The 19,800-nt window shown below is 53.1% G+C and carries 21 protein-coding genes and 1 tRNA gene; 17 read left to right on the top strand and 5 right to left on the bottom strand.

Going from position 1 to position 19,800, the window contains the following annotated elements; genetic code table 11:
- The first annotated feature begins 31 nt into the window (after positions 1-31).
- Together pnp and dksA are read left to right on the top strand one after the other, a co-directional pair.
- Positions 32-2,134 (top strand): polyribonucleotide nucleotidyltransferase, encoded by a 2,103-nt coding sequence (pnp, locus tag IV91_RS0101435; protein WP_031595449.1) that lies wholly within the window; start codon positions 32-34, stop codon positions 2,132-2,134.
- Positions 2,135-2,196: 62 nt separating this feature from the next.
- Positions 2,197-2,619: an RNA polymerase-binding protein DksA gene (gene dksA, locus IV91_RS0101430; RefSeq protein WP_031595447.1), complete on the top strand. Its 423-nt coding sequence runs from the start codon at positions 2,197-2,199 to the stop codon at positions 2,617-2,619.
- A gap of 49 nt (positions 2,620-2,668) precedes the next feature.
- Here the strand turns inward: dksA and slmA are convergent, their stop codons facing one another.
- Positions 2,669-3,286 carry a nucleoid occlusion factor SlmA gene (slmA, locus tag IV91_RS0101425; protein WP_051861821.1) on the bottom strand — a complete coding sequence of 206 codons (618 nt, stop codon included), beginning with the start codon at positions 3,284-3,286 and terminating at the stop codon, positions 2,669-2,671.
- Between the two features lie 156 nt (positions 3,287-3,442).
- Here slmA and IV91_RS0101420 point away from each other — a divergent pair, with 156 nt between their 5' ends.
- From IV91_RS0101420 to IV91_RS0101365, 12 genes are all read left to right on the top strand, one after another.
- Positions 3,443-4,168, top strand: a complete 726-nt coding sequence (locus tag IV91_RS0101420) for a YebC/PmpR family DNA-binding transcriptional regulator (protein ID WP_031595445.1) — start codon at positions 3,443-3,445, stop codon at positions 4,166-4,168.
- Complete coding sequence (gene ruvC, locus IV91_RS0101415) at positions 4,169-4,723, top strand: crossover junction endodeoxyribonuclease RuvC (protein WP_031595444.1); 555 nt, start codon at positions 4,169-4,171, stop codon at positions 4,721-4,723.
- The gene (ruvA, locus tag IV91_RS0101410; RefSeq protein ID WP_031595443.1) at positions 4,720-5,316 is read left to right on the top strand and encodes a Holliday junction branch migration protein RuvA; all 597 of its coding nucleotides are present in this window, start codon (positions 4,720-4,722) and stop codon (positions 5,314-5,316) included. The genes ruvC and ruvA overlap by 4 nt, the downstream gene beginning before the upstream one ends.
- 33 nt (positions 5,317-5,349) lie before the next feature.
- Complete coding sequence (ruvB, locus tag IV91_RS0101405) at positions 5,350-6,396, top strand: Holliday junction branch migration DNA helicase RuvB (protein ID WP_031595442.1); 1,047 nt, start codon at positions 5,350-5,352, stop codon at positions 6,394-6,396.
- Positions 6,393-6,803, top strand: a complete 411-nt coding sequence (gene ybgC / locus IV91_RS0101400) for a tol-pal system-associated acyl-CoA thioesterase (RefSeq protein WP_031595440.1) — start codon at positions 6,393-6,395, stop codon at positions 6,801-6,803. The genes ruvB and ybgC overlap by 4 nt, the downstream gene beginning before the upstream one ends.
- Positions 6,800-7,495 (top strand): protein TolQ, encoded by a 696-nt coding sequence (gene tolQ / locus IV91_RS0101395; protein WP_031595439.1) that lies wholly within the window; start codon positions 6,800-6,802, stop codon positions 7,493-7,495. Before ybgC ends, tolQ begins: the two co-directional genes overlap by 4 nt.
- Before the next feature lie 2 nt (positions 7,496-7,497).
- Complete coding sequence (gene tolR / locus IV91_RS0101390; protein ID WP_031595438.1) at positions 7,498-7,914, top strand: protein TolR; 417 nt, start codon at positions 7,498-7,500, stop codon at positions 7,912-7,914.
- Positions 7,914-8,738, top strand: a complete 825-nt coding sequence (gene tolA, locus IV91_RS0101385; protein ID WP_035416954.1) for a cell envelope integrity protein TolA — start codon at positions 7,914-7,916, stop codon at positions 8,736-8,738. Before tolR ends, tolA begins: the two co-directional genes overlap by 1 nt.
- Positions 8,728-10,014 (top strand): Tol-Pal system beta propeller repeat protein TolB, encoded by a 1,287-nt coding sequence (tolB, locus tag IV91_RS0101380; RefSeq protein WP_031595436.1) that lies wholly within the window; start codon positions 8,728-8,730, stop codon positions 10,012-10,014. The genes tolA and tolB overlap by 11 nt, the downstream gene beginning before the upstream one ends.
- A gap of 92 nt (positions 10,015-10,106) precedes the next feature.
- On the top strand, positions 10,107-10,631 hold the full coding sequence (gene pal / locus IV91_RS0101375) for a peptidoglycan-associated lipoprotein Pal (protein ID WP_031595435.1): 525 nt from the start codon (positions 10,107-10,109) through the stop codon (positions 10,629-10,631).
- A 67-nt stretch (positions 10,632-10,698) separates the two neighbouring features.
- A complete protein-coding gene (gene ybgF, locus IV91_RS0101370; RefSeq protein WP_031595434.1) occupies positions 10,699-11,583 on the top strand; it encodes a tol-pal system protein YbgF in 885 nt (294 codons plus the stop codon).
- 47 nt (positions 11,584-11,630) lie between these two features.
- A tRNA-Lys gene (locus IV91_RS0101365) sits at positions 11,631-11,706 on the top strand.
- A 47-nt stretch (positions 11,707-11,753) separates the two neighbouring features.
- Here the strand turns inward: IV91_RS0101365 and IV91_RS0101360 are convergent.
- Positions 11,754-12,152 (bottom strand): hypothetical protein, encoded by a 399-nt coding sequence (locus tag IV91_RS0101360; RefSeq protein ID WP_200874299.1) that lies wholly within the window; start codon positions 12,150-12,152, stop codon positions 11,754-11,756.
- 245 nt (positions 12,153-12,397) lie between these two features.
- Between IV91_RS0101360 and IV91_RS18330 the strand changes: the two genes are divergently transcribed.
- The 3 genes from IV91_RS18330 to IV91_RS0101345 all read left to right on the top strand — a co-directional run bounded on the left by IV91_RS18330 (position 12,398) and on the right by IV91_RS0101345 (position 13,401).
- Positions 12,398-12,568, top strand: coding sequence for a hypothetical protein (locus IV91_RS18330; RefSeq protein ID WP_160171510.1), 171 nt, complete (start codon positions 12,398-12,400; stop codon positions 12,566-12,568).
- Between the two features lie 174 nt (positions 12,569-12,742).
- Positions 12,743-12,997, top strand: coding sequence for a type II toxin-antitoxin system Phd/YefM family antitoxin (locus tag IV91_RS0101350; RefSeq protein WP_031595431.1), 255 nt, complete (start codon positions 12,743-12,745; stop codon positions 12,995-12,997).
- Positions 12,997-13,401: a type II toxin-antitoxin system VapC family toxin gene (locus IV91_RS0101345; RefSeq protein WP_031595429.1), complete on the top strand. Its 405-nt coding sequence runs from the start codon at positions 12,997-12,999 to the stop codon at positions 13,399-13,401. The genes IV91_RS0101350 and IV91_RS0101345 overlap by 1 nt, the downstream gene beginning before the upstream one ends.
- A 423-nt stretch (positions 13,402-13,824) precedes the next feature.
- Here the strand turns inward: IV91_RS0101345 and IV91_RS0101340 are convergent, their stop codons facing one another.
- From IV91_RS0101340 to IV91_RS0101330, 3 genes are read right to left on the bottom strand one after another with little or no spacing between them, the layout of a single operon-like run.
- Positions 13,825-16,473 carry a helicase-related protein gene (locus IV91_RS0101340; RefSeq protein WP_051861817.1) on the bottom strand — a complete coding sequence of 883 codons (2,649 nt, stop codon included), beginning with the start codon at positions 16,471-16,473 and terminating at the stop codon, positions 13,825-13,827.
- Positions 16,470-18,470 carry a phospholipase D-like domain-containing protein gene (locus IV91_RS0101335; RefSeq protein WP_031595425.1) on the bottom strand — a complete coding sequence of 667 codons (2,001 nt, stop codon included), beginning with the start codon at positions 18,468-18,470 and terminating at the stop codon, positions 16,470-16,472. Before IV91_RS0101335 ends, IV91_RS0101340 begins: the two co-directional genes overlap by 4 nt.
- Complete coding sequence (locus tag IV91_RS0101330) at positions 18,457-19,761, bottom strand: hypothetical protein (RefSeq protein ID WP_031595422.1); 1,305 nt, start codon at positions 19,759-19,761, stop codon at positions 18,457-18,459. Before IV91_RS0101330 ends, IV91_RS0101335 begins: the two co-directional genes overlap by 14 nt.
- Between the last annotated feature and the right edge of the window lie 39 nt (positions 19,762-19,800).

The raw sequence follows: 19,800 nt of genomic DNA, 5'->3' as shown, positions 1-19,800 counted from the left end.
GTAACAATCTATTGATAGTGAGGATGAACGCGTGAATCCGATTCGCAAGACATTTACCCTGGGCCGCCATCAAGTCACTCTTGAAACCGGAGAGATTGCCAGACAGGCCGATGGTGCCGTGATGGTATCCATGGAGGATACCGTGGTTCTGGTGACCTGCGTGGCTTTGAAGAAAGCCAAGGTGGGCCAGGATTTCTTCCCCCTGACCGTGGACTATCAGGAGCGGTTCTACGCCAGCGGGCGAATTCCCGGAGGCTTTTTCAAACGCGAAGGGCGACCTTCTGAAAAAGAAACCCTCACTTCCCGGTTGATTGACCGACCTTTGCGTCCTTTGTTCCCGGAAGGGTTCTACAACGAAGTTCAGATCGTGGCAACAGTCATGTCCTGCAATCCGGAAATTGACCCGGATATTCCTGCCTTGATCGGAGCCTCTGCGGCGGTGGCATTGGCGGGGCTTCCCTTCAGTGGCCCCATCGGAGCGGCCCGGGTGGGTTATGTGGAGGGCCAGTTTGTGCTGAATCCCACCGCAACCGAGTTGACCCAGTCAAAGATGGATCTGGTGGTGGCGGGGACGGCAGAAGCGGTCCTGATGGTGGAGTCCGAAGCCAGTGAATTACCTGAAGATGTCATGTTGGGCGCGGTAGTTTATGGGCATGAACAAATGCAGGTCATTATCGATGCCATCAATGAACTGTCCGATGAAGCAGGCAAGGAACCCTGGGACTGGATGCCTCCCACACGGGATGAAGCTTTGGTCACCCGTCTTGAAGCCTTGGCCCTGAATCCCTTGCGTGAAGCCTACCGGATCCGCGCAAAACAGGCGCGTACGGAGCGGATTGAAGCCATTCGAAGCGAAGTCATGCCTCAGGTGCTCTCCGCTGATGCCGATGCAGACCAGCAAAATCAAGTGCGTAGCCTCTTTGGTGAACTGGAGGCACGTATCGTGCGGCACCAGATTCTGGATGGAGACCCACGTATTGATGGGCGCGACACCCGTACGGTTCGCCCCATTACCATTCGCATGGGCGTATTACCCCGCACCCATGGTTCTGTTCTGTTTACCCGAGGAGAAACTCAGGCTTTGGTGATTGCGACTCTTGGCACTGGGCGCGATGAGCAGATCATCGATGCGATCCAAGGGGAGTACAAGGATCGTTTCATGCTTCATTACAATTTCCCTCCTTATTCCACAGGGGAAACAGGACGGGTCGGTAGTCCTAAACGGCGTGAAATCGGCCATGGACGTTTGGCAAAAAGAGCGTTGGTGGCAACCTTGCCCACGCCGGAAGAGTTCTCCTATACGCTTCGTGTGGTCTCTGAAATCACTGAATCCAATGGGTCCAGTTCCATGGCTTCCGTTTGCGGGGGTTCCCTTGCGTTGATGGATGCGGGCGTTCCTGTCAAGGCCCATACGGCGGGCGTAGCCATGGGTTTGATCAAGGAAGGAAATCGTTTTGCCGTGTTGACAGATATCCTGGGTGATGAAGATCATCTGGGCGATATGGATTTTAAGGTAGCCGGTACAGAGCAGGGGGTCACCGCTCTGCAAATGGATATCAAGATCACGGGCATCACCAAGGAAATCATGCAGGTGGCGCTGGCTCAAGCGCGCGAAGGTCGTATCCATATTCTGGGATTGATGAAGCAGGCAATGCCTATGGTGCGTGAAGAATTGTCCAGTTTTGCGCCACGCATCCTGACTCTTAAAATCAATCCGGAAAAAATTCGGGACGTGATCGGTAAGGGTGGAGCCGTGATTCGTGCCTTGACGGAAGAAACCGGAACCACGATTGATATTCAGGAAGATGGCACAGTCAATATTGCATGCCTGACTTCAGAAGCCGGAGCCTTGGCTAAAAAACGGATTGAAGAGATCACGGCTGAGGTGGAAGTGGGCAAGATCTATGAAGGCATTGTCCTGAAATTGCTTGATTTTGGCGCCATTGTGAGTGTTCTTCCAGGCCGGGACGGGTTGCTGCACATTTCCCAGATTGCCCATGAGCGTGTCAATGCTGTGGGAGATTATCTCAAGGAGGGACAGCAACTCAAGGTCAAGGTTCTGGAGGCTGATGAAAAAGGTCGTTTGCGTCTTAGTCTCAAAGCCTTGCTGGAACCCCCGGTGGTTGCAGATTGAACTTCGTGATAGGATGAGTTGACCGAGAGGTCTGTCTAGGAATGTTGATACGGTGAATTGTCATGGTTGAAGCCACGTTGAAACAATTTTCTCCCTATGTCTTGAAAGAGGGAGAAACATACATGAATGACCTGCAACTGTCCCATTTTCGCCATCTTCTTGAGAGTTGGAAGGCGGAATTGGGGCAGGATATCGACCGAACGGTCCATACCATGCAGGATGAAGCGACGGTGTTTGCCGATCCCAATGATCGTGCCAGCCAAGAGTCGGATATGGCACTGGAATTGCGTAACCGCGATCGCGAACGCAAGTTGATCAAAAAGATCGATGAAACCATTGCCAAAATAGAAGCCGGTGATTATGGCTACTGCGAAAGTTGCGGGGTTGAAATCGGTATCAAACGCCTTCAGGCACGACCCACCGCCAGTTTGTGCATTGATTGTAAACAGCTGGAAGAAATGCGCGAGCGTCAGGTCGCCAAGTAATTTTCAAAGGTATGATTGATGCAGGCAGACCCTGAGGGCCTGCCTGCAATCAGATTCGTACGAGGGATTTCAGAAGAGTCCAACTCAACTCCCAATGTTCCAGCGGTCTTCGTTGGAATTGACTGGAACTGAATTGGTGCCAACGTCCAATGACGATATTCATCAGTAGATTGGCTTGCACCGTAATGGCACGGTCGCTGGATATTTCGCCGTGGGTGACGGCAAGACGCAGGCTTTGCCGAAGCGAGGCTTCCAAACGTTCACAGAGTTGCGCAATGCGCACCAGCAACCGTTCATTTTCATGATGCAGAACTTCTCCGGTAAGCACACGGGTCATGCCGGGATTTTTTTCTGAAAAAGCCAGAAGAAGAGTCAGGGTGGCCTCCACCTGAGCCAGACCTGAGGGTAATTCGACGGCGATGCGGTTGATTCGGGTAAACAGGGTTTGTTCGATAAATTCGATCAAACCTTCGTACATTTTTGCCTTGCTGGCAAAATGACGGTACAGGGCCGCTTCAGACACTTTCAAGTGACTGGCCAGGAGTGCGGTGGTGATTTTTTCTGATTGAGGTCGTTCCAGCAGAGAAGCCAGCGTATGCAGGATTTCCTGACGCCGTTCTCCCGTATTGGCACGGGAACGAGAAACGGGGGGTTCCGGGGTGGACATGGTGCGTTGTATGGGCAGGAATGTCGTTGAGTGAATCCCTGTATTATAGCGAACCTGGCTTGAATCAAAGAGTTTCATTTTTCAAGTACTGCCAGTCCCCATCGACCGTGTTAAAATCAGAGACGTTTCCATTATCTAGTCAGAGGTCGGGTCATCGTGGCAGGACATTCCAAATGGGCCAATATCAAGCACAAGAAAGCCGCTGCCGATGCCAAGCGCGGTAAGGTTTTTACTCGCCTCATCAAGGAAATTACCGTGGCGGCGCGCATGGGCGGCGGGGACGTTGGGAGCAATCCGCGATTGCGTCTGGCTGTGGAAAAAGCCTATGACCAGAACATGCCCAAGGACACCATCGAGCGTGCCATCAAGCGGGGAAGTGGCGATCTGGAAGGCGTCAATTATGAAGAAATACGCTATGAAGGGTATGGCATCAACGGAGCCGCAGTGATGGTGGATTGCCTGACGGATAATCGGACCCGTACCGTGGCCGATGTGCGCCATGCCTTTACCAAGCATGGCGGTAATTTGGGTACGGATGGTTCGGTATCCTTCCTGTTTGTGCATTGCGGGCAAATGCTTTTTCCACCGGGAACGGATGAAGACCGCTTGATGGAAGCGGCTCTGGAAGCGGGGGCGGATGATGTTCTCCATCATGAAGACGACAGTTTTGAAGTGGTGACCCCCCCCTATGATTTTAGTGCCATCCGACAAGTTCTGGAGAAAAGTGGATTCAAGGCGGAATTTGCCGAAGTGACCATGAAACCCCAGAATGAGGTGGAATTTTCCGGGGATGAGGCTGTACGTATGCAGAAACTCATCGATGCCCTGGAGTCCCTCGATGATGTGCAAGCGGTGTATACCACCGCAGTTCTGTCCGAGTGAATGGTGGCCCTGCGTATTCTGGGTGTGGATCCTGGCTTGCGCTGCACCGGGTTTGGGGTCATCGAAGTGTCTCAGAGGGGTAAAGACCCTGAATATGTAACCAGCGGAACCATTACCACACCTTTCCCTGCAGCGCTGCCAGCGCGTATCAAGGTGCTTCATGCAGGATTGACCAGTGTCATCGAGCATTATCAACCGCAGGTCATGGCGATAGAAATTGTTTTCGTCAATGTGAATCCCCAAGCCACCCTGTTGTTGGGTCAGGCACGGGGGGCCTTGTTGGCGGCAGCGGTCATGCGTGATCTCGAGGTCCATGAATATACGGCATTGCAAGTTAAACAGGCGGTGGTGGGGCACGGCCATGCCAGCAAGGAGCAAGTTCAGGCCATGGTCATGCGTTTGCTCAAATTAACCGAACTTCCTCGGGTCGACCCTGCCGATGCCTTGGCCTGTGCCCTGCGGCATGCTTATGGAGACCTTTTGCCGGCGGTTGCCGCAGGGCGCCGATCCACCCGTTGGCGTTCAGTGCCGGGACGTACAGGAAACCCTTCATGATTGGACGTTTAAGTGGAATCGTCGTGCACCAGGCCCCTCCCTGGATAGTGGTGGAGGTACAGGGAGTGGGGTATGAACTGGAGGTTCCTTTGGGAACGTTCACGCGTTTGCCGGCGCAGGATGTGACTGTACGATTTTTGACGCATCTCGTGGTTCGGGAAGATGCCCATCTGCTGTATGGATTTCTGGAAGAAGAAGAGCGGCAGGCATTTCGACAACTGTTAAAAATCAGTGGAGTGGGGCCTCGTCTGGCGCTGGCCGTATTGTCCGGGCTTTCTGTGAATGCGTTGGGACAGGCGGTAGAACGGCAGGAGGTGGATCTCTTGACACGCATTCCCGGCATTGGGAAAAAAACTGCGCAGCGCCTCCTTCTGGAGTTGAAAGAAAAATTGATCCTGTCCCCCTCACCTGAAGGACCGTTGCCTAATTCCATGGGTTCCACTTTTACGGTGGAATTGGCGCAAGCCTTGGGCAACTTGGGTTACAACGAACGTGAAATCCAATGGGCAGTGAAGCAATTGCCGGCAGAGGATTTGACGTTGGAGCAGGGAATTCGCATGACTTTGGGCTGGCTGGCACGTCGGGAGTCCTGATCCCATGACAAGATCCGAGGTGAGGAAAAGCAAATGATTGAACAGGATCGCCTGATTGGGGGGAACCTGGAGTCGCGCCAGGAAGAAGTTCAGGAACGGGCATTGCGTCCACGACAACTGGACGATTATGTGGGGCAGAAAAAGGCACGCGCACAACTGGAGATTTTCATCGAGGCTGCGCGTCGGCGCAAAGAACCCCTGGATCATGTCTTGTTGTTTGGTCCGCCGGGACTGGGAAAAACGACTTTGGCGCATATCATTGCCCATGAAATGGGTGTCAATTTGCGTCAAACTTCAGGACCGGTACTGGAACGGGCAGGGGATCTGGCCGCCTTGCTGACTCATCTGGAGCCTAACGATGTGCTCTTTATTGATGAGATCCATCGCTTAAGTCCGGTGGTGGAAGAAATCCTTTATCCGGCGCTTGAGGACTACCAGATCGATATCATGATTGGGGAAGGACCGGCAGCCCGTTCTGTTAAACTCGATTTGCCGCCGTTCACTCTGGTGGGGGCAACCACGCGGGCCGGGATGTTGACCAACCCTTTGCGTGATCGATTTGGTATCGTGGCCCGACTGGAGTTTTATACGGAAGATGAATTGTCCCGGATCGTGACCCGTTCAGCCCGTTTGCTGGGGATGGACATGGACGAAGCGGGAACCCGTGAGGTGGCACGCCGTTCCCGAGGGACCCCCCGTATTGCCAATCGCCTGTTAAGACGGGTTCGTGATTATGCAGAGGTCTGTTCACAAGGGTGCGTCACACAGACTGTTGCAGATGCCGGTTTGAAATTGTTGGAAGTGGATGACAAGGGTTTGGATATGATGGACCGCAAGTTATTACAAACGGTCATCGAGAAGTTTGCCGGTGGGCCGGTGGGACTGGATACCCTGGCTGCCGCCATTGGAGAGGAACGAGACACCATCGAGGATGTTCTGGAACCTTATCTGATCCAGCAAGGATACCTGCAACGCACCGCGCGGGGACGTATGGCAACGGCTGCTGCCTTCCAGCATTTTGGCTTGCCTTCGGCGGGAGGAAAAACCATCGGTGAATTGATACTGGAAGAGCGCTCATGAATGTCCGGCGAATTGAGGTTCCCCTTCGGATATACCATGAAGACACGGATGCTGGCGGGGTGGTTTATCATGCCAACTATTTGCGCTACATGGAACGAGCTCGTACGGATTGGTTGTATGAACGGGGGTTCGATCATGAGCGCGTTGCGCATGAACATGGAATTTTATTCATGGTCCGCAGTATCGAGATCAAATTCCAGCGTCCGGCTCGTTTGGGGGATAACTTGCTGGCTGTGGCTGAACTGGCAGGGGTGCGTCATGGCTTGATGACCTTCCGGCAGTCGGTCATGCGGGGCGAACAAAGTCTGGTACGCGCGCAGGTGGTGGTGGCCTGCGTGACAGCGAAGGATTTTACGGTAGCGGTCATACCGCCTACCTTGGCAAATTTTCTGGGAGTGGAAGGGTGAATATTACTTCGGATATTTCATTAGTAAGTTTGGTTCTCCAGGCCAGTATATTGGTTCAGATCGTGATGGGACTATTATTGTTGGTATCGCTCCTGTCCTGGACCTATATCTTTACAAAAATGTTGACTTTGGGTAAGGCCCGTCGTCAAACAGCAAAATTTGAAGAAGAGTTCTGGGCGACTTCGGATATTGGCGCTCTTTATCAGCGTGCCGCGGGGCATAACGAAAATAGCGGGGCATTGGAACGGATTTTTGAATCCGGCTATCGGGAGTTTCTTCGTCATCGTAAATCCGGGACACTGGAAACGGCAGCCGTTACCAGTGGGGTGCAACGGGCCATGAAAGCCACATTTCAGCGTGAAACCGATCGCCTCGAGTCGCACCTGGCTTTTTTGGCAACCGTGGGTTCGGTCAGTCCTTATGTGGGATTGTTCGGGACAGTATGGGGAATCATGAATGCCTTTCGGGGTCTGGCCAACGTGGGCCAAGCAACTTTGGCCCATGTGGCGCCGGGCATCGCTGAAGCCCTGGTGGCCACAGCCATGGGCCTGTTTGCGGCAATTCCTGCAGTCGTAGCCTATAATCGTTATGCCCATGACACGGACCGGTTATCCAGTCGTTTTGAAAGTTTCATGGAGGAATTCTCCAATATTCTGCAACGTCAGTTCAAACCGGCTCAGAACGGGCGTTGATCATGGCACGCAAACCACGGCGCATGATGAGTCAGATCAATGTGGTTCCCTACATTGACGTCATGCTGGTGCTTCTGGTCATCTTTATGGTGACGGCCCCCATGATCAATCCCGGACAGGTGGATCTGCCTTCGGTGGGGCAAAATCTGGCCCAGTCTCAGGATCCGGTGCAGGTGATCCTGCATCTGGATGGGCATTTGACGGTGCTGGATACTCATCAGGGCAGTGAAGAACAGAGTGTGACCCGTGATGGACTGGTGGACAGGATGGGGGTTTTACATCGTTCGGAGCCAGACCGTCCAGTGGTCATTGCGGCAGATCGTGCCGTGCGCTATGAAGAAGTATTACAGGTCATGGATCTGCTGAAAAAGGCGGAGATCAAGCGAATTGGCTTGCTGGCGCGGGGGCGCTCCGGTTGATGCCTGAGACCATTGATCACGAACGGGGAGTGCGTCTATGGGCCTGGATTCTGGCATTACTGGTTCATGCCCTGTTTGTGGCTGTCCTGGTATTTGGTGTGTCCTGGCAACGACATCCCGAGCCTGCGCCCATGATGGCCGAACTATGGTCGGATATCCCCAAACCAGCCACCGTTACGGAAGTGACTCCGCCACAACCCGTAACGCCTGAGCCGCCAGCTCAGCCAGTACCTGCTCCAGTCCTTGCTCCTCCCCCTGTGGCGTCCACTCCGGCCCCTCGTTCTGAACCTAAACCGGTCTTGCCAGCAACGCCCAGCGCGGCAGACATTGCACTCAAGAAAAAAAAGGAAAAAGCGGTGCAGGAAGCGAAACGTCAGGCAGACCAAAAGCAACGGGAGAAAATGCTGGCTGAGCAGTTGCGTCAGGAGCGTCAGGATGCGCTCAAAGAAGAAAGAAATGATGCCAAAATGCGTGCTGATGCCGAGGTGCGCCACCGTCAAGCCGAACAGTTGGCTCAGAATGCCCGTGCCGCTCAAGCGGCAGCAGTGGATCGTTACAAGTTGGCCATCATCAACAAAATCCGCGGGAACACGGAAGTTCCCGAAGGTGTTCCTGCCGGGTTGACGCTGGAGGTAGATGTCACCATACTGCCTGATGGAGGGGTTCTGGAGCCTGTCAGGATCGTCAAGTCCAGCGGCGACCCGCGCTATGATCAGGCGGTTCTGCGCGGCATCCTGCGTTCCCAGCCTTTGCCCTTGCCCAGTGACGTGGCTTTACGTCAACTATTTCGAGTGACTCATCTACAACTTCATCATGAAAAATAACTTGCTCATTTTCATCGCTCTCCTGTTGGCACTGATTCAAGTGCCGGTTCATGCGGATATGACTCTCGAGATCGTCACTCAGGGAGCGCAACTGACTCCTATTGCCGTTTTGCCCTTTGCTGGGGATGGGGGGGGTTCTCACCAACTGTCTGCGGTCATTGCTGCTGACCTCAAACGTTCCGGTTTATTCGATCCTCTGGATACTCGAGGAGTCTCTCCTGCACCTGCCGATGTGGAAGGGGTGAATTGGGATACCTGGCAGGCCCAACATGCTAACTTTATTGTAGTGGGGAATGTTCAGGAAGAACCGGCGACCCATCATATCAAACTGAATTTTCGCCTGGTGGAGCTGCCCAACCGAATGGCACATCTCAACCTGTCTTTTGACGGATCCGAGGACCAGTACCGTATGGTGGCACACCATGCGGCTGATGCCATTCTGGAAAACATCACAGGGTACAAGGGCATGTTCAGTTCACGTATTGCCTACATTACCCAGCATGGTTCTGCCCGCAGTCTCAAGGTGGCAGATAGCGATGGCTTCAATGAGCAGAGCATGCTTCATACCAATGAACCGATTCTGTCCCCCAAATGGTCGCCTGATGGTCAGCGTATGGCCTATGTGACTTTCGAACTCAATCGCCCCATGGTAGTGGTACAGACACTGGCTACCGGGGTTCGTCATGTGGTGGCCCGCTATAAGGGTAGCAACAGTGCTCCGGCCTGGACCCCTGATGGACGGCATCTGGCTGTGGTTCTGACCAAGGATGGGCATTCACAGATATACCGGATATCCCTCGATGGTTCGGAGGCTCCAGAACGTCTCCTTTCAAGCGGAGGTATCGACACGGAACCTTACTTTTCACCGGACGGGCAGACCCTGTACTTTACTTCCGATCGGGATGGCGGGCCTCAGATTTACCGAATTGCCCTGAGTGATCTGCGCGGGGCTCCAGAACGTCTGACCTTTGGCAGTAGTTATGCGGTTTCTCCCAGGTTGAGCCCGGATGGCAAGCAACTGGCATATATTCAGCGTGATGGAGGAGCATTTCATGTGATGCTCATGGACTTGGCAACGAAACAGACTCAGCCCATGACGGAGACCTCACTGGACGAGTCTCCGACCTTTGCCCCCAATGGGAAATACCTGCTCTATTCCACTCAAGATGGAGGGAGAGGTGTTCTGGCCATCGTCAGTACTGATGGGCGAATCCGTCAGAAACTGTCGACCCAGACGGGAGATGTTTATGAACCCGTTTGGGGGCCGTTGCAGTAAACCTAAGAACAGGGGTATGCGTTATACTGGACGCAGCATTCGCAACCACTTTTTGAGTTTTACGTCAACCCATTTTCTTAACAAGGATAATCATGAAAAAAGCTCTTCTCGCATTGGCTGTTACCAGTGTTCTGGCTGCCTGTAGTTCCACTCCAACCGAGGAAACCAGCGCACCCGTGGCACAGAAAACCGCTGCGCCCGTGGCTGTGGTTCCTGCGCAGCCCATGGCCAAAGAACCGGTCACGGTTTCTTTGTATCCTGCCAAGGGAGTGGGGGGGGCGTTGGGTCAACGGACCATTCATTATGCTTTCGACAAGTACACAGTCACGGATGAATTCATGCCCGTGGTTGATGCCCATGGCGATTTTTTGCTGTCCCATGGGGATGCCAAGGTCACCCTGCAAGGGAACTGTGACGAGCGTGGCAGCCGTGAATACAATCTGGGCCTGGGACAGCGTCGTGCCGATAGCGTGCGCAAGATCCTGATGGCCAAGGGAGTGAAGGATAGCCAGATTGAAACGGTCAGTTTTGGCAAGGAAAAGCCTGTCAATCCTGGGCATAATGCCGCCGCCTGGGCAGAGAACCGCCGCACGGATATCGTTTACCAAGGCGAGTAATTTTTATTCGTAACCATTGCCCGGCGAGAGTATTACCCCCTCGTCGGGTTTTCCATTTCTGGTGACCATGAAAACCACCTTCAAATCCTCGTATTTTCTACTGGTTCTGAGTCTGCTTTGCGCTGGCCATGTTCGAGCGAGCCTTTTGTCCGATGAAGAGGCCCGGCAGGGCGTGGCAGACCTCAAGAGCCAGCAAACCGTCTTGAGTCGCCAACAACAGACGATGGATGAGCGGGTCACGCGCATGGAAACTGCGCTTCAAGGCTATCCGGATCTGGTCATGCGTTTGGACAGCATGAGTCAGGATCTGGCCCAGATACGGGGACGTATCGACAGCCTGGCCAATCAACTGGACGTGGAAGACAAGCGTTTTCATGACTTGTACATGGATCTGGATTCTCGTCTCAAGGCCGTGGAAACTGTTTTGCCCAAACCTGAAGGGGCCGGATCGATTTCTGGTTCCCCAGGTGTGGCGAACGGAAAAGAGGGTGCTGTCCCCTCTGCAGGTACAGCAGAAAGCGGGAAGAATTCTCTGGCGGTGGCAGATAATGGGTCAAAACCAGAGAATGCATCTGATGCCAAAACGCCCTCTGCAGACTATGATGCGGCTCTATCTGTATTCAATGCGGGAAATTACGTAAAATCCCGGAAATTGTTCGAAGCCTTTGTGAAGTCCAATCCTGACGACGACAAAGTGCCCAATGCGCTCTACTGGATCGGAATGAATCAGTTATTACTCAAGGATTACAAAGGGGCTCGTGCAACCAATCAACACCTTTACAAGTCTTTTCCGGACTCGGCCAAGACCCCTGATGGGTTGCTGAATCTTGCGGCAGCTTGGTTGGGGTTAGGGGAACCTGCTACAGCAAAAGCCACATGGAAGATGATCATCGCCAAGTATCCAGACAGTTCGGCTGCGCAAAAAGCCAAGGCCCGTCTTCGTCAGCATTGACAGCAATGGTTTTTTGGGTGATAATTTCGGGCTACGTTAGTCAGTTTGGGCCGTTAGCTCAGTTGGTAGAGCAGCGGACTTTTAATCCGTTGGTCGCAGGTTCGAATCCCGCACGGCCTACCAATAAATCAAGTGGTTACAGATAGTTCAAAGAAATTAAGTTTCCGCAATTAATGAAAAGTAAGGGAGCCTATTGCTCCCTTACTTGGTCTCGGTTGTGGTTTTGTCGTAGTCACGATCATTCCTGATCCTTTCGGCTGGATCGAAACGCCATGCTGTGCGAGACAGTGATGCGCATCCTGCCAGGTCACCCCAGGCTGTTGCAGAACCTTCTTGAGTTCCTGCGCCGGTTCCTTGGATGCCCATGACTGAAACGAATGATCGTCCCCGATATTTATTTCAGCGCGACGCGCCCGTTCACTGATACGCGCACCATCTTCCTTGAGCAGCCCCAGCCCCCGTCGTTCAGCTCGGCTCATCCGGATAATTTTTGGACCTTCCTTGGTATCAAGGGTGATGTAGGGGCCGTTTGCACGCCCATAGCCGAATTCTATTTCAAGTTCTCGCATACACCGGTCAAGGATGAAATAGTCTTTCTTGAACGGTGGTGAGATTGCGAGAAGCCTAGTGAAGTCCTGTCCACCGGGATTGATGGCAAACCTCTGGAGTTTGGTTATCGCCAGGCACTGAATTCCTGGCTTCAAAAAGCGGGCGCGGCCATGGCACAACGGCCCGATATTATTTTGGCCATGTCCAATGACTGGTGGGCGTATTCCAGTACCGCACCAGGAATTCAAATGGCCAGTACCAGAGCATGGGCGAGACTCATGGACATCCCATTGGTCATGGCAGTAAATTTGGGGAAAAGTCAAAAATCATCATCCGCATCGTGCCATTTCCGGACGGTCAGGTGTACTGGTGGGAAGGCTCACTGTTCGGCCAAGAGAAGTCATACAAGAATGGCCATTATGGCGCAGCGAAATAACAAGATAAACCAAGAAAACTAAAGTTTAGGCTGCCTCGTTGTCGTTCCCTGCACCTGATAAATTAGCCACGGCATGACTTCACTAACATGTCAGCACGCCAGTCAAAACAGTGGTTGATTATCCTTTGCAACTGATTTAAACTGGTCATCTGACTAGTCTTATGGGGTGCAATCATGAACACATGGCCTGTACAAGATGCAAAAGCTCGTTTCAGCGAGTTACTGGATGCCTGTGTCAACGAGGGGCCGCAACTGGTCACCCGGCGCGGGGCGGAAACTGCTGTTCTTGTTCCCATCACCGAATGGAAACGACTGAGCAATTCAGCGCTACCTTCTCTCAAGTCCTTGCTGCTTTCTGACATTGGGCGTGTTGACCTGAAATTGCCTCATCGCAAACTAGCCAAGCGTCGCCCTGCTGCAGTTCTGTAATGTTTCTGCTTGATACTAATATTGTTTCTGAGCTCCGCAAGATTCGTCCGCACGGTGCTGTGGTGGCATGGATTGAATCGGTAGCCGATGCTGACCTGCATCTCAGTGCGGTGACACTCGGTGAGATACAGGCTGGCATCGAGATTACACGGGATCAGGATGTAATCAAGGCAGTGGAAATTGAGGTATGGGCCGATCAGGCATCCGCCACTTATAATGTGCTGCCGATGGATGCGTCAACGTTTCGAGTTTGGGCGAAACTGATGCATCGACAATCGAATACTGTTTATGAGGATGCCATGATTGCAGCCACTGCAATTGTACATAAACTCACGGTCGTTACAAGAAACACTCGTGATTTTGAACGCTTCAACGTGCCGCTATTCAACCCGTTCGGGGATTAGTGTTAAGCTTATCGGGCAGCAAAGAACCTATTGCGGTCACACGTCCACCCAGATATGCTGTCATTTGAACGACTGCTGTACTTCGGAACCGGTCGGAAGGACAATTCACACTGCTCGGCCTTAACGGACATTGTTGTATCTGCCTGTCAGTGCCCGCTTTCGAGACAGAACGGACCGTCAAGCTCGAACAACTGACCGCCTGCTTTGCTACTGACAGCAGACCGTCAAACTACGGAAAATATGCGAGCTTGAATGTCTGTTGATAACCCTATAGGAGACGTTCACACTCACAGATAGCAACCATTCAACCAGGGCATTTACACAAAAATTAGCACCACCTCGAATGCGGCCTGCCGAATCCTATCTTGCTGCGACTGTATCCGGATGTACGGGATCTAGGGGTTTTTCATAGTTTGCCAACAATCAATATTTTTCCTGAGCTCGCACATTACGCAATGGAGAAAAGTTTGGAGCCGCGCCATTTATCTCGGCAACCATTTCCTCTGCATCCAAATATTTTCCGGCGATGCGTGGAGAGATGACGATGCCGTGAAGTTGTGCGCGTAGATCATCCCATCGGTCTTGTAACACTTGCCAGTTTTTCTCATCATACGTCCCCAGAAAAATGACTGGGCGAATTTCGATTCGCGGGAGGTCGCCATTCTTTTTCTCGTCAAAGATAGCTTGATTCAATTTTTCTTCCCACAAACTGCCGATCCTATCGACTCGACCAATCTGCTGTTCAACCACGCCAGGATTCCACTCTGGATGCAGCAGCACAACCGTGCGACACGCCTTGTGAAGATTAAGCCCCTCACGGCCCACTAACGATTGCGCCACCAATACCTTCGGGTGCCCTTGTTTTCGATTAAAGGCCAATTGCAGGAAGCGCCGAGTTGCGGGTTTTGTTTCACCATACATGAGCCGTGCATATCCTCCTTCCGGGCGGCTGTATTCCTCGTGCAGCCTGATTCTAAGATCAGCCCAAAGATCAGATGCTTTCGCCTCGTCCAACAGCCCGTCACCATCCGCATCTCCCTCGTCGCGGTCGCTCGCTGCCGCCACCAGATCAATAAAGGCCTGCGCGAAGGCAGCATTCTCAATGCTTGTTCCTATCAGCTCTTGAATCGCCCGCGCTACTACCGCCAAGGCATGATCGTCGTTGCCTTGATCCTGTTCCAAATTCTCCGTAGCCGTTTTCTTGAAGGCATCAAACAGTGCTCGCACACGTTCGTCTGGCTGCTTGTTGTTGAAGCCTTCTTCAATGTGGCGGATCAGATTTTCTCGAATATTGCGGCGCTGATTCTCGAGTTTTTTGTATTGTTCAGCGAGGGCATCATCCAGACACTTCCGATCTAACTCTCCTTGCCTCTGCAAATGTTGATGAGCAGCCAAGATAGCGGCCCACTCTTCGTTCTCATGAACTTTGGATTGTGGCCATGGTCGCTTACCATCCACGCATCGCAGCATCTCGCGCGCATTAAGCAGTTGCACCAATGCGCGTAATGGGCGAGTAAACCGACCAAATACTAGAACCTTTTCCCCTTGTCGGCAGACGCTCTCAATTTCTTCGACAGCCGCCAGAATTGCGGGATGATCGAATAGCGCCGATCCTTCGTTCACGAACGGCTGGATCATGACGTTCTGCCACCATTCTGCGCGTAGCAGACGCTTGTCAGCTGACAGCTCTGTTTCGGCGTTACGTTGTGTAGTGATCTCAGGAACGCCATCGGCTTCAGTTTGCCTGTGGTCATCTTTGTCATCTCGCTGCAACTGATCAATCAGTGCTGCGATGCCGTGACCATTGCCCAAGGTCAGACGCAGCCGCTTGGCCGCTGTATTGTCGGATTGACGTGTGACGAACGACAAAGCTTCCGCTGCGCACACCGCCTGTTTCCACTCGAGGGTCAGACGAGCGGTATCGATCAGGATTTCCTGTTCACGTCGGTAGGCGTGGTAGCCCTCACCAGATGTTTGCTGAAACTTGATGACCGCAGGGTCTTCCCGTTTATCACGTCGCAGCAGATAGGGATTTAGCGCTTGCTTAAAAGTCTTGGCTGATTCCTTGTATTTTTCGCGCGCTTCTTTGTCGCTCGGACATTGCCTCACCCTACCTACGGCTTGCTCGTAACTTGAAATCGCCGTGGTTGCCGCTGATTTCGATATTTCATCAACCTGGATGCGCCCCAGCATCTGCGTCCATTGTGTCGCATCGAGCTCGACAGGAGTCGCCGTCATCGCCAGGCAGCGTGCATCGGCAGATTGCAGAACAACCTCTTTTAACAATCGATTCAGTCCACTGTCTTGGCCTCTACTTTTGTGTGCCTCATCAACGATGACCAAATCAAATACCCCAAACCCAAGTCCGACAGCACGTTCCAGCCAAGGACGTAGTTGTGCGTTACGCCCATATTCGCCAGCAGTGAGCGCACCAGGCCACGGCGTGGTTTCGGCTAATTCTTGGATAAATTTTCGTGCAGGGTGACCTTCTGGTCTGGCGCTTATTGCACCGACAATGCTCTCCGCTGCTTGTCGAACCCACTTGTCGTCAAGCATCTTGTTTCCGCAATAATCGCGCGGCCAACGCCCGTTAGCTTGTTTTCGCCATCTGGCATATATCTCCGGGAGTAGAGCCCAACGCCAAGGGGCAGTGTTCTCTCCAAGCCGCCAGTTCGTAAAAGAGTGGGAAACCACCAGGGCCGACTCGTTAAACCAAGGAGCGTCTTTCTCCTCGGTCTCCCATGCCTGTAAATATTGCCAGAGGCTGCGCAAGATTGGCGGTGCATCTACTCCGGCGATCTGCAACTCGTCGCTCCATTGATAGCCTAATCCAGGCGGAACCAGTATCGCGACCCGGCCACCCTCCGCTATCACACACCGGGCGACCGCAGCAGCAATTCGAGTCTTGCCCATGCCGACTTCGTCAGCGATGATTACGCCGTTGTTTGGTAGTCGCTTGGCGACCTCTTGAAGGCTCGCTGCCTGTCCGTCGTTGAGTTCTATTGCCCGATCATCTGCAAGCGTGCAAAGCCTTTCTGCAACTTTGTTCCAACCCTTGAACTCTTGATTCATTTCGCCCCCCCAATCGGGCTCATTTCATTGATCTTCCAACTCACCTCGATCCGGCCCAAGGTGTCGTCGTACATCTTTCCTAGCTCTGAATCACAGGGTTCAGCAAACAATGGGCGAAATGACTGATGGCGCAACGGACTTAGTGGATTAAGTTTAAGTTCGTCACGGAAGAATTTGACAGGAACACTGTCGGCAGCTTGCCCCAACGTCTGCACAAGGCGGTTGCACCAAAGCACCCAATCCATTTCGTCGATTCCAGTTTGCTTGGCTGCGATGCTTTCGATCAGTTCCATCATTTGGCGTATTGGATAGCTGGTCGTCGGCACTGAACGCCCCTTCACTTTGTCCTTTCCTTCGTGCTCATCGCTTCCGCCGTCTCCGTCGTCCTCTCCATCTACATCCGGGGGCAGTGGAAAGTCGGCTAGTTGCCACCAAGCCTCGTCGATACCGATTGCGGTCAACTCGGTGGCGGCAATGCGCCCATATTGATCCACAACAGGTATTAGGGACTCAATCTGCCGATCGTTTTCTTGCCACCGTATGCGAGCTTGGCGGGGTTGTGCTTCGCGCCACTGAAATCCGCTTTTAGTTCTTGAGCAGGCGATTCCGGCTGAATCAAGCACCTGAATTTCGGCGGCCCTGGGTTCGTCCGTGCGCAATTCACACACGCCATCGGCTTCGTGCCATGTAAGCCAGGCAACAGGTGGTGCAGCATAAATTGCATCCCGTGGCACCATGCCAGGACCTGCGGACAGTTTGGTTGCGTCGCCAATCTCATTGTCCCACTGAATGGGTAACAAGTTCGTCACCACCAGATGCTCTTCGGTTTCCTTGTTTTTCTTCCAACACAAAGAGTCCGGGGCAAACACAACGCCTGCTTCGAGGTTGCCTGCGCTGTCACTCATCTTATTGTCAAAGCCCGGATGAGTCAGGTTCCCTGAGCCCAGATAAACCCAGGCACTGGTGCAGGCATTGGAACTATCACGATAGTTGGCACTGAACAGGAATTTCGCGTGCAAGGTACGCTGTGCGCCTTCTCCAAACACAATTTGCGGGATGGCTGCCGGGCGGATCGTCATGCCACACGATTGCAATGGCTCCACCGCTGTTGCAATAGCCTGACAGTCCATCGGATTGACATAAAGGTCTACCTCCGGCTTCGTAGTCAGCAAGCCCTGATCACGAAGGGCGTTGACAATCGCCACAGGCACTTCTGGTGATTTTCCCTGATTGGCCGATGCTTCATAGAACCCAGACCCCATGGCCAAGTAATTGCGCTTCACCCCGCTGCAGGCTTTAATTTTTTCGGGCAGTTGATAAAGCAGGGACTTGCTCCTGCTATCGAAGACCCTCGGTCGCCCTTGTGCCTTTCTCGAACACGCATCTATCCATTGGCCGACTTGCTGCAGCGCATTCATCGTTTCACTGAGATGACCATAGGCAGAAGCATTGAGCAGCCGCGTGTCGAAAAGTTGCTGAATCCACGCCAATAAATTCCATGCCGCCTTGATGTCCGCGCAGTTTTGTTTGACATCGGCATCTAGGTTGCTGAGTGATTCACTGGCGATATCGATCCGCCACACCAGATCCAAACTCTCTTCCAGCGTCTGCCGCGTCCAGTTGCCGGTAGATACCAGCAAGCGTAATTGCCACTGACTGTGATTTTCCTGATGTCGGAAGCCCAGCAGTGCGACCTTGGCATGCAGAAGTCGAAACGGCTTATTCGCGTGATCTTTGATCGGGAAATGCGCCACCCCGGGGGCATCCTGCAAAGAAACGGGTGGGTTGCCCGGGTCAAGCAACACGACGAGCGCAATGCGCCCTTGGTGGGCGCGTTGCGAACGTGTAAGCCGGGTAAAACGTTCGGTGGCGTCATCAAGAAATAACGCATCCGCCGAGTAGCCGCACAACCAGCCAAAATGTCCGATGTAGTCCTCTGGCGCATCGAAATGCTGCGCCAGCGATGGCGGCCTCAAGGTTTCGCTATTGCGACTCATGCTTCCCCCCGCCTGCGTCTGGATTCAGCCATCCATCCAGTTCACCGTGCATGTCGAGATTCAACAGATAGAGATTTCGCATGCGGTATGAGATGCCTTCCGGCAATGGGATTTTCCCTGCTTGCGGCGTGTCTTGATCTTCGCTGTCGTCGGCACCGACCTGCGTTGCCGAACCACGAAATGCCGGCCCTGGCTTGATCTCATCCCCCACCAGGCGCAGCACGTGTCCGTCTCGCTCGACCAAGGATCGCAAAATACAGGATGGGTCGTCATTTACGCACTCGCAACAGAATTTGTTGGCTTCCTCATCCGCGTGTTTAAACGCCAAGTACTTATTTGCTGCTGATTTCATCTCTTCAAGCGCGCGGTTCAGCGCCTCATGAGCTTGCGCTTTCAATGAATAAGACTGCCCGGCTGTCTGGTTTCCGATGTGCGCTTCTGCTGCATCGAGAACAGAAATCGCGGCTTCGCGCGTTTCAAAAAACAATGCTCCTGCCCGGATATCATGCCAATGTTTTTCCGAAATTTCTATCGGTCGCAGATCCCATGTCAGCCTGTCTTGTCTGTTTGTTCGAAGTGTCTCGACCCATGCCAGCACGTTGGCTCGGCGTTCTTTATCTTCATGGTTTTCTGTTCCGCCTTGAATTAATCTTTCGCGAAGTAATGGGATTGCGTCGTTAGGGGATCGATGGAGAGGGGATAGCGCCTGTTGAAGCTCATTTGTTTTCAGTTTGTCATTTTCTCCCAGCACCCACCGGGTCAGATGATCAATGACAGCCCGCTTGTGTGGTCGATATTCCCCTGTAGCTTGTTTGATAAAGTCCATTCCCGCATCCGAGCAACGAAATGCATTGAACCGCGCGCTGTCGGACTCGACGAAGCCGAGCGCGGGCAATGCCTGAACGGTCGCCATTCGCATGGGTTGTGTGACGTAGAAATTTCGCTGCCGCACATGCCGGAAGCTGAAATCATCTTTGCCTTGCAACTTAGTATTTCCGCGCAAGCGAGCATCGCGGCTCCAGCCATTGCTGTTGAAGGCCAGCCAACAGGCCAGCGCTTCAATCGCGTTGGCTACTTCAATATTCTGAACTTTCGCCCCCCGGTTGTGCGCCTCTTCCGCTACAGCCACACCGAGCGTGGCAAGCAGCAGTTGCTTGCCGTACCAGATACCGCCAAGACCGGGAACGGCAAGATCATTGAATGAACGCACCGATGCACCCAGTCCAAGGATTCGAGTACGGCGCGCATTCGGCAAGAATTCAGGACCCAGAAGACCCCATGTGGCTTCCATTAATCATTTCCCTTTCGTCACGGCTTGGCGTGAGGCGAT

This window comes from Ferrovum myxofaciens, assembly GCF_000735045.1.
Taxonomy (GTDB): Bacteria; Pseudomonadota; Gammaproteobacteria; order Burkholderiales; family Ferrovaceae; genus Ferrovum; species Ferrovum myxofaciens.
The sequence above is the reverse complement of the archived record's forward strand: the minus strand, read 5'-3'. Positions and strand labels throughout refer to the sequence as shown.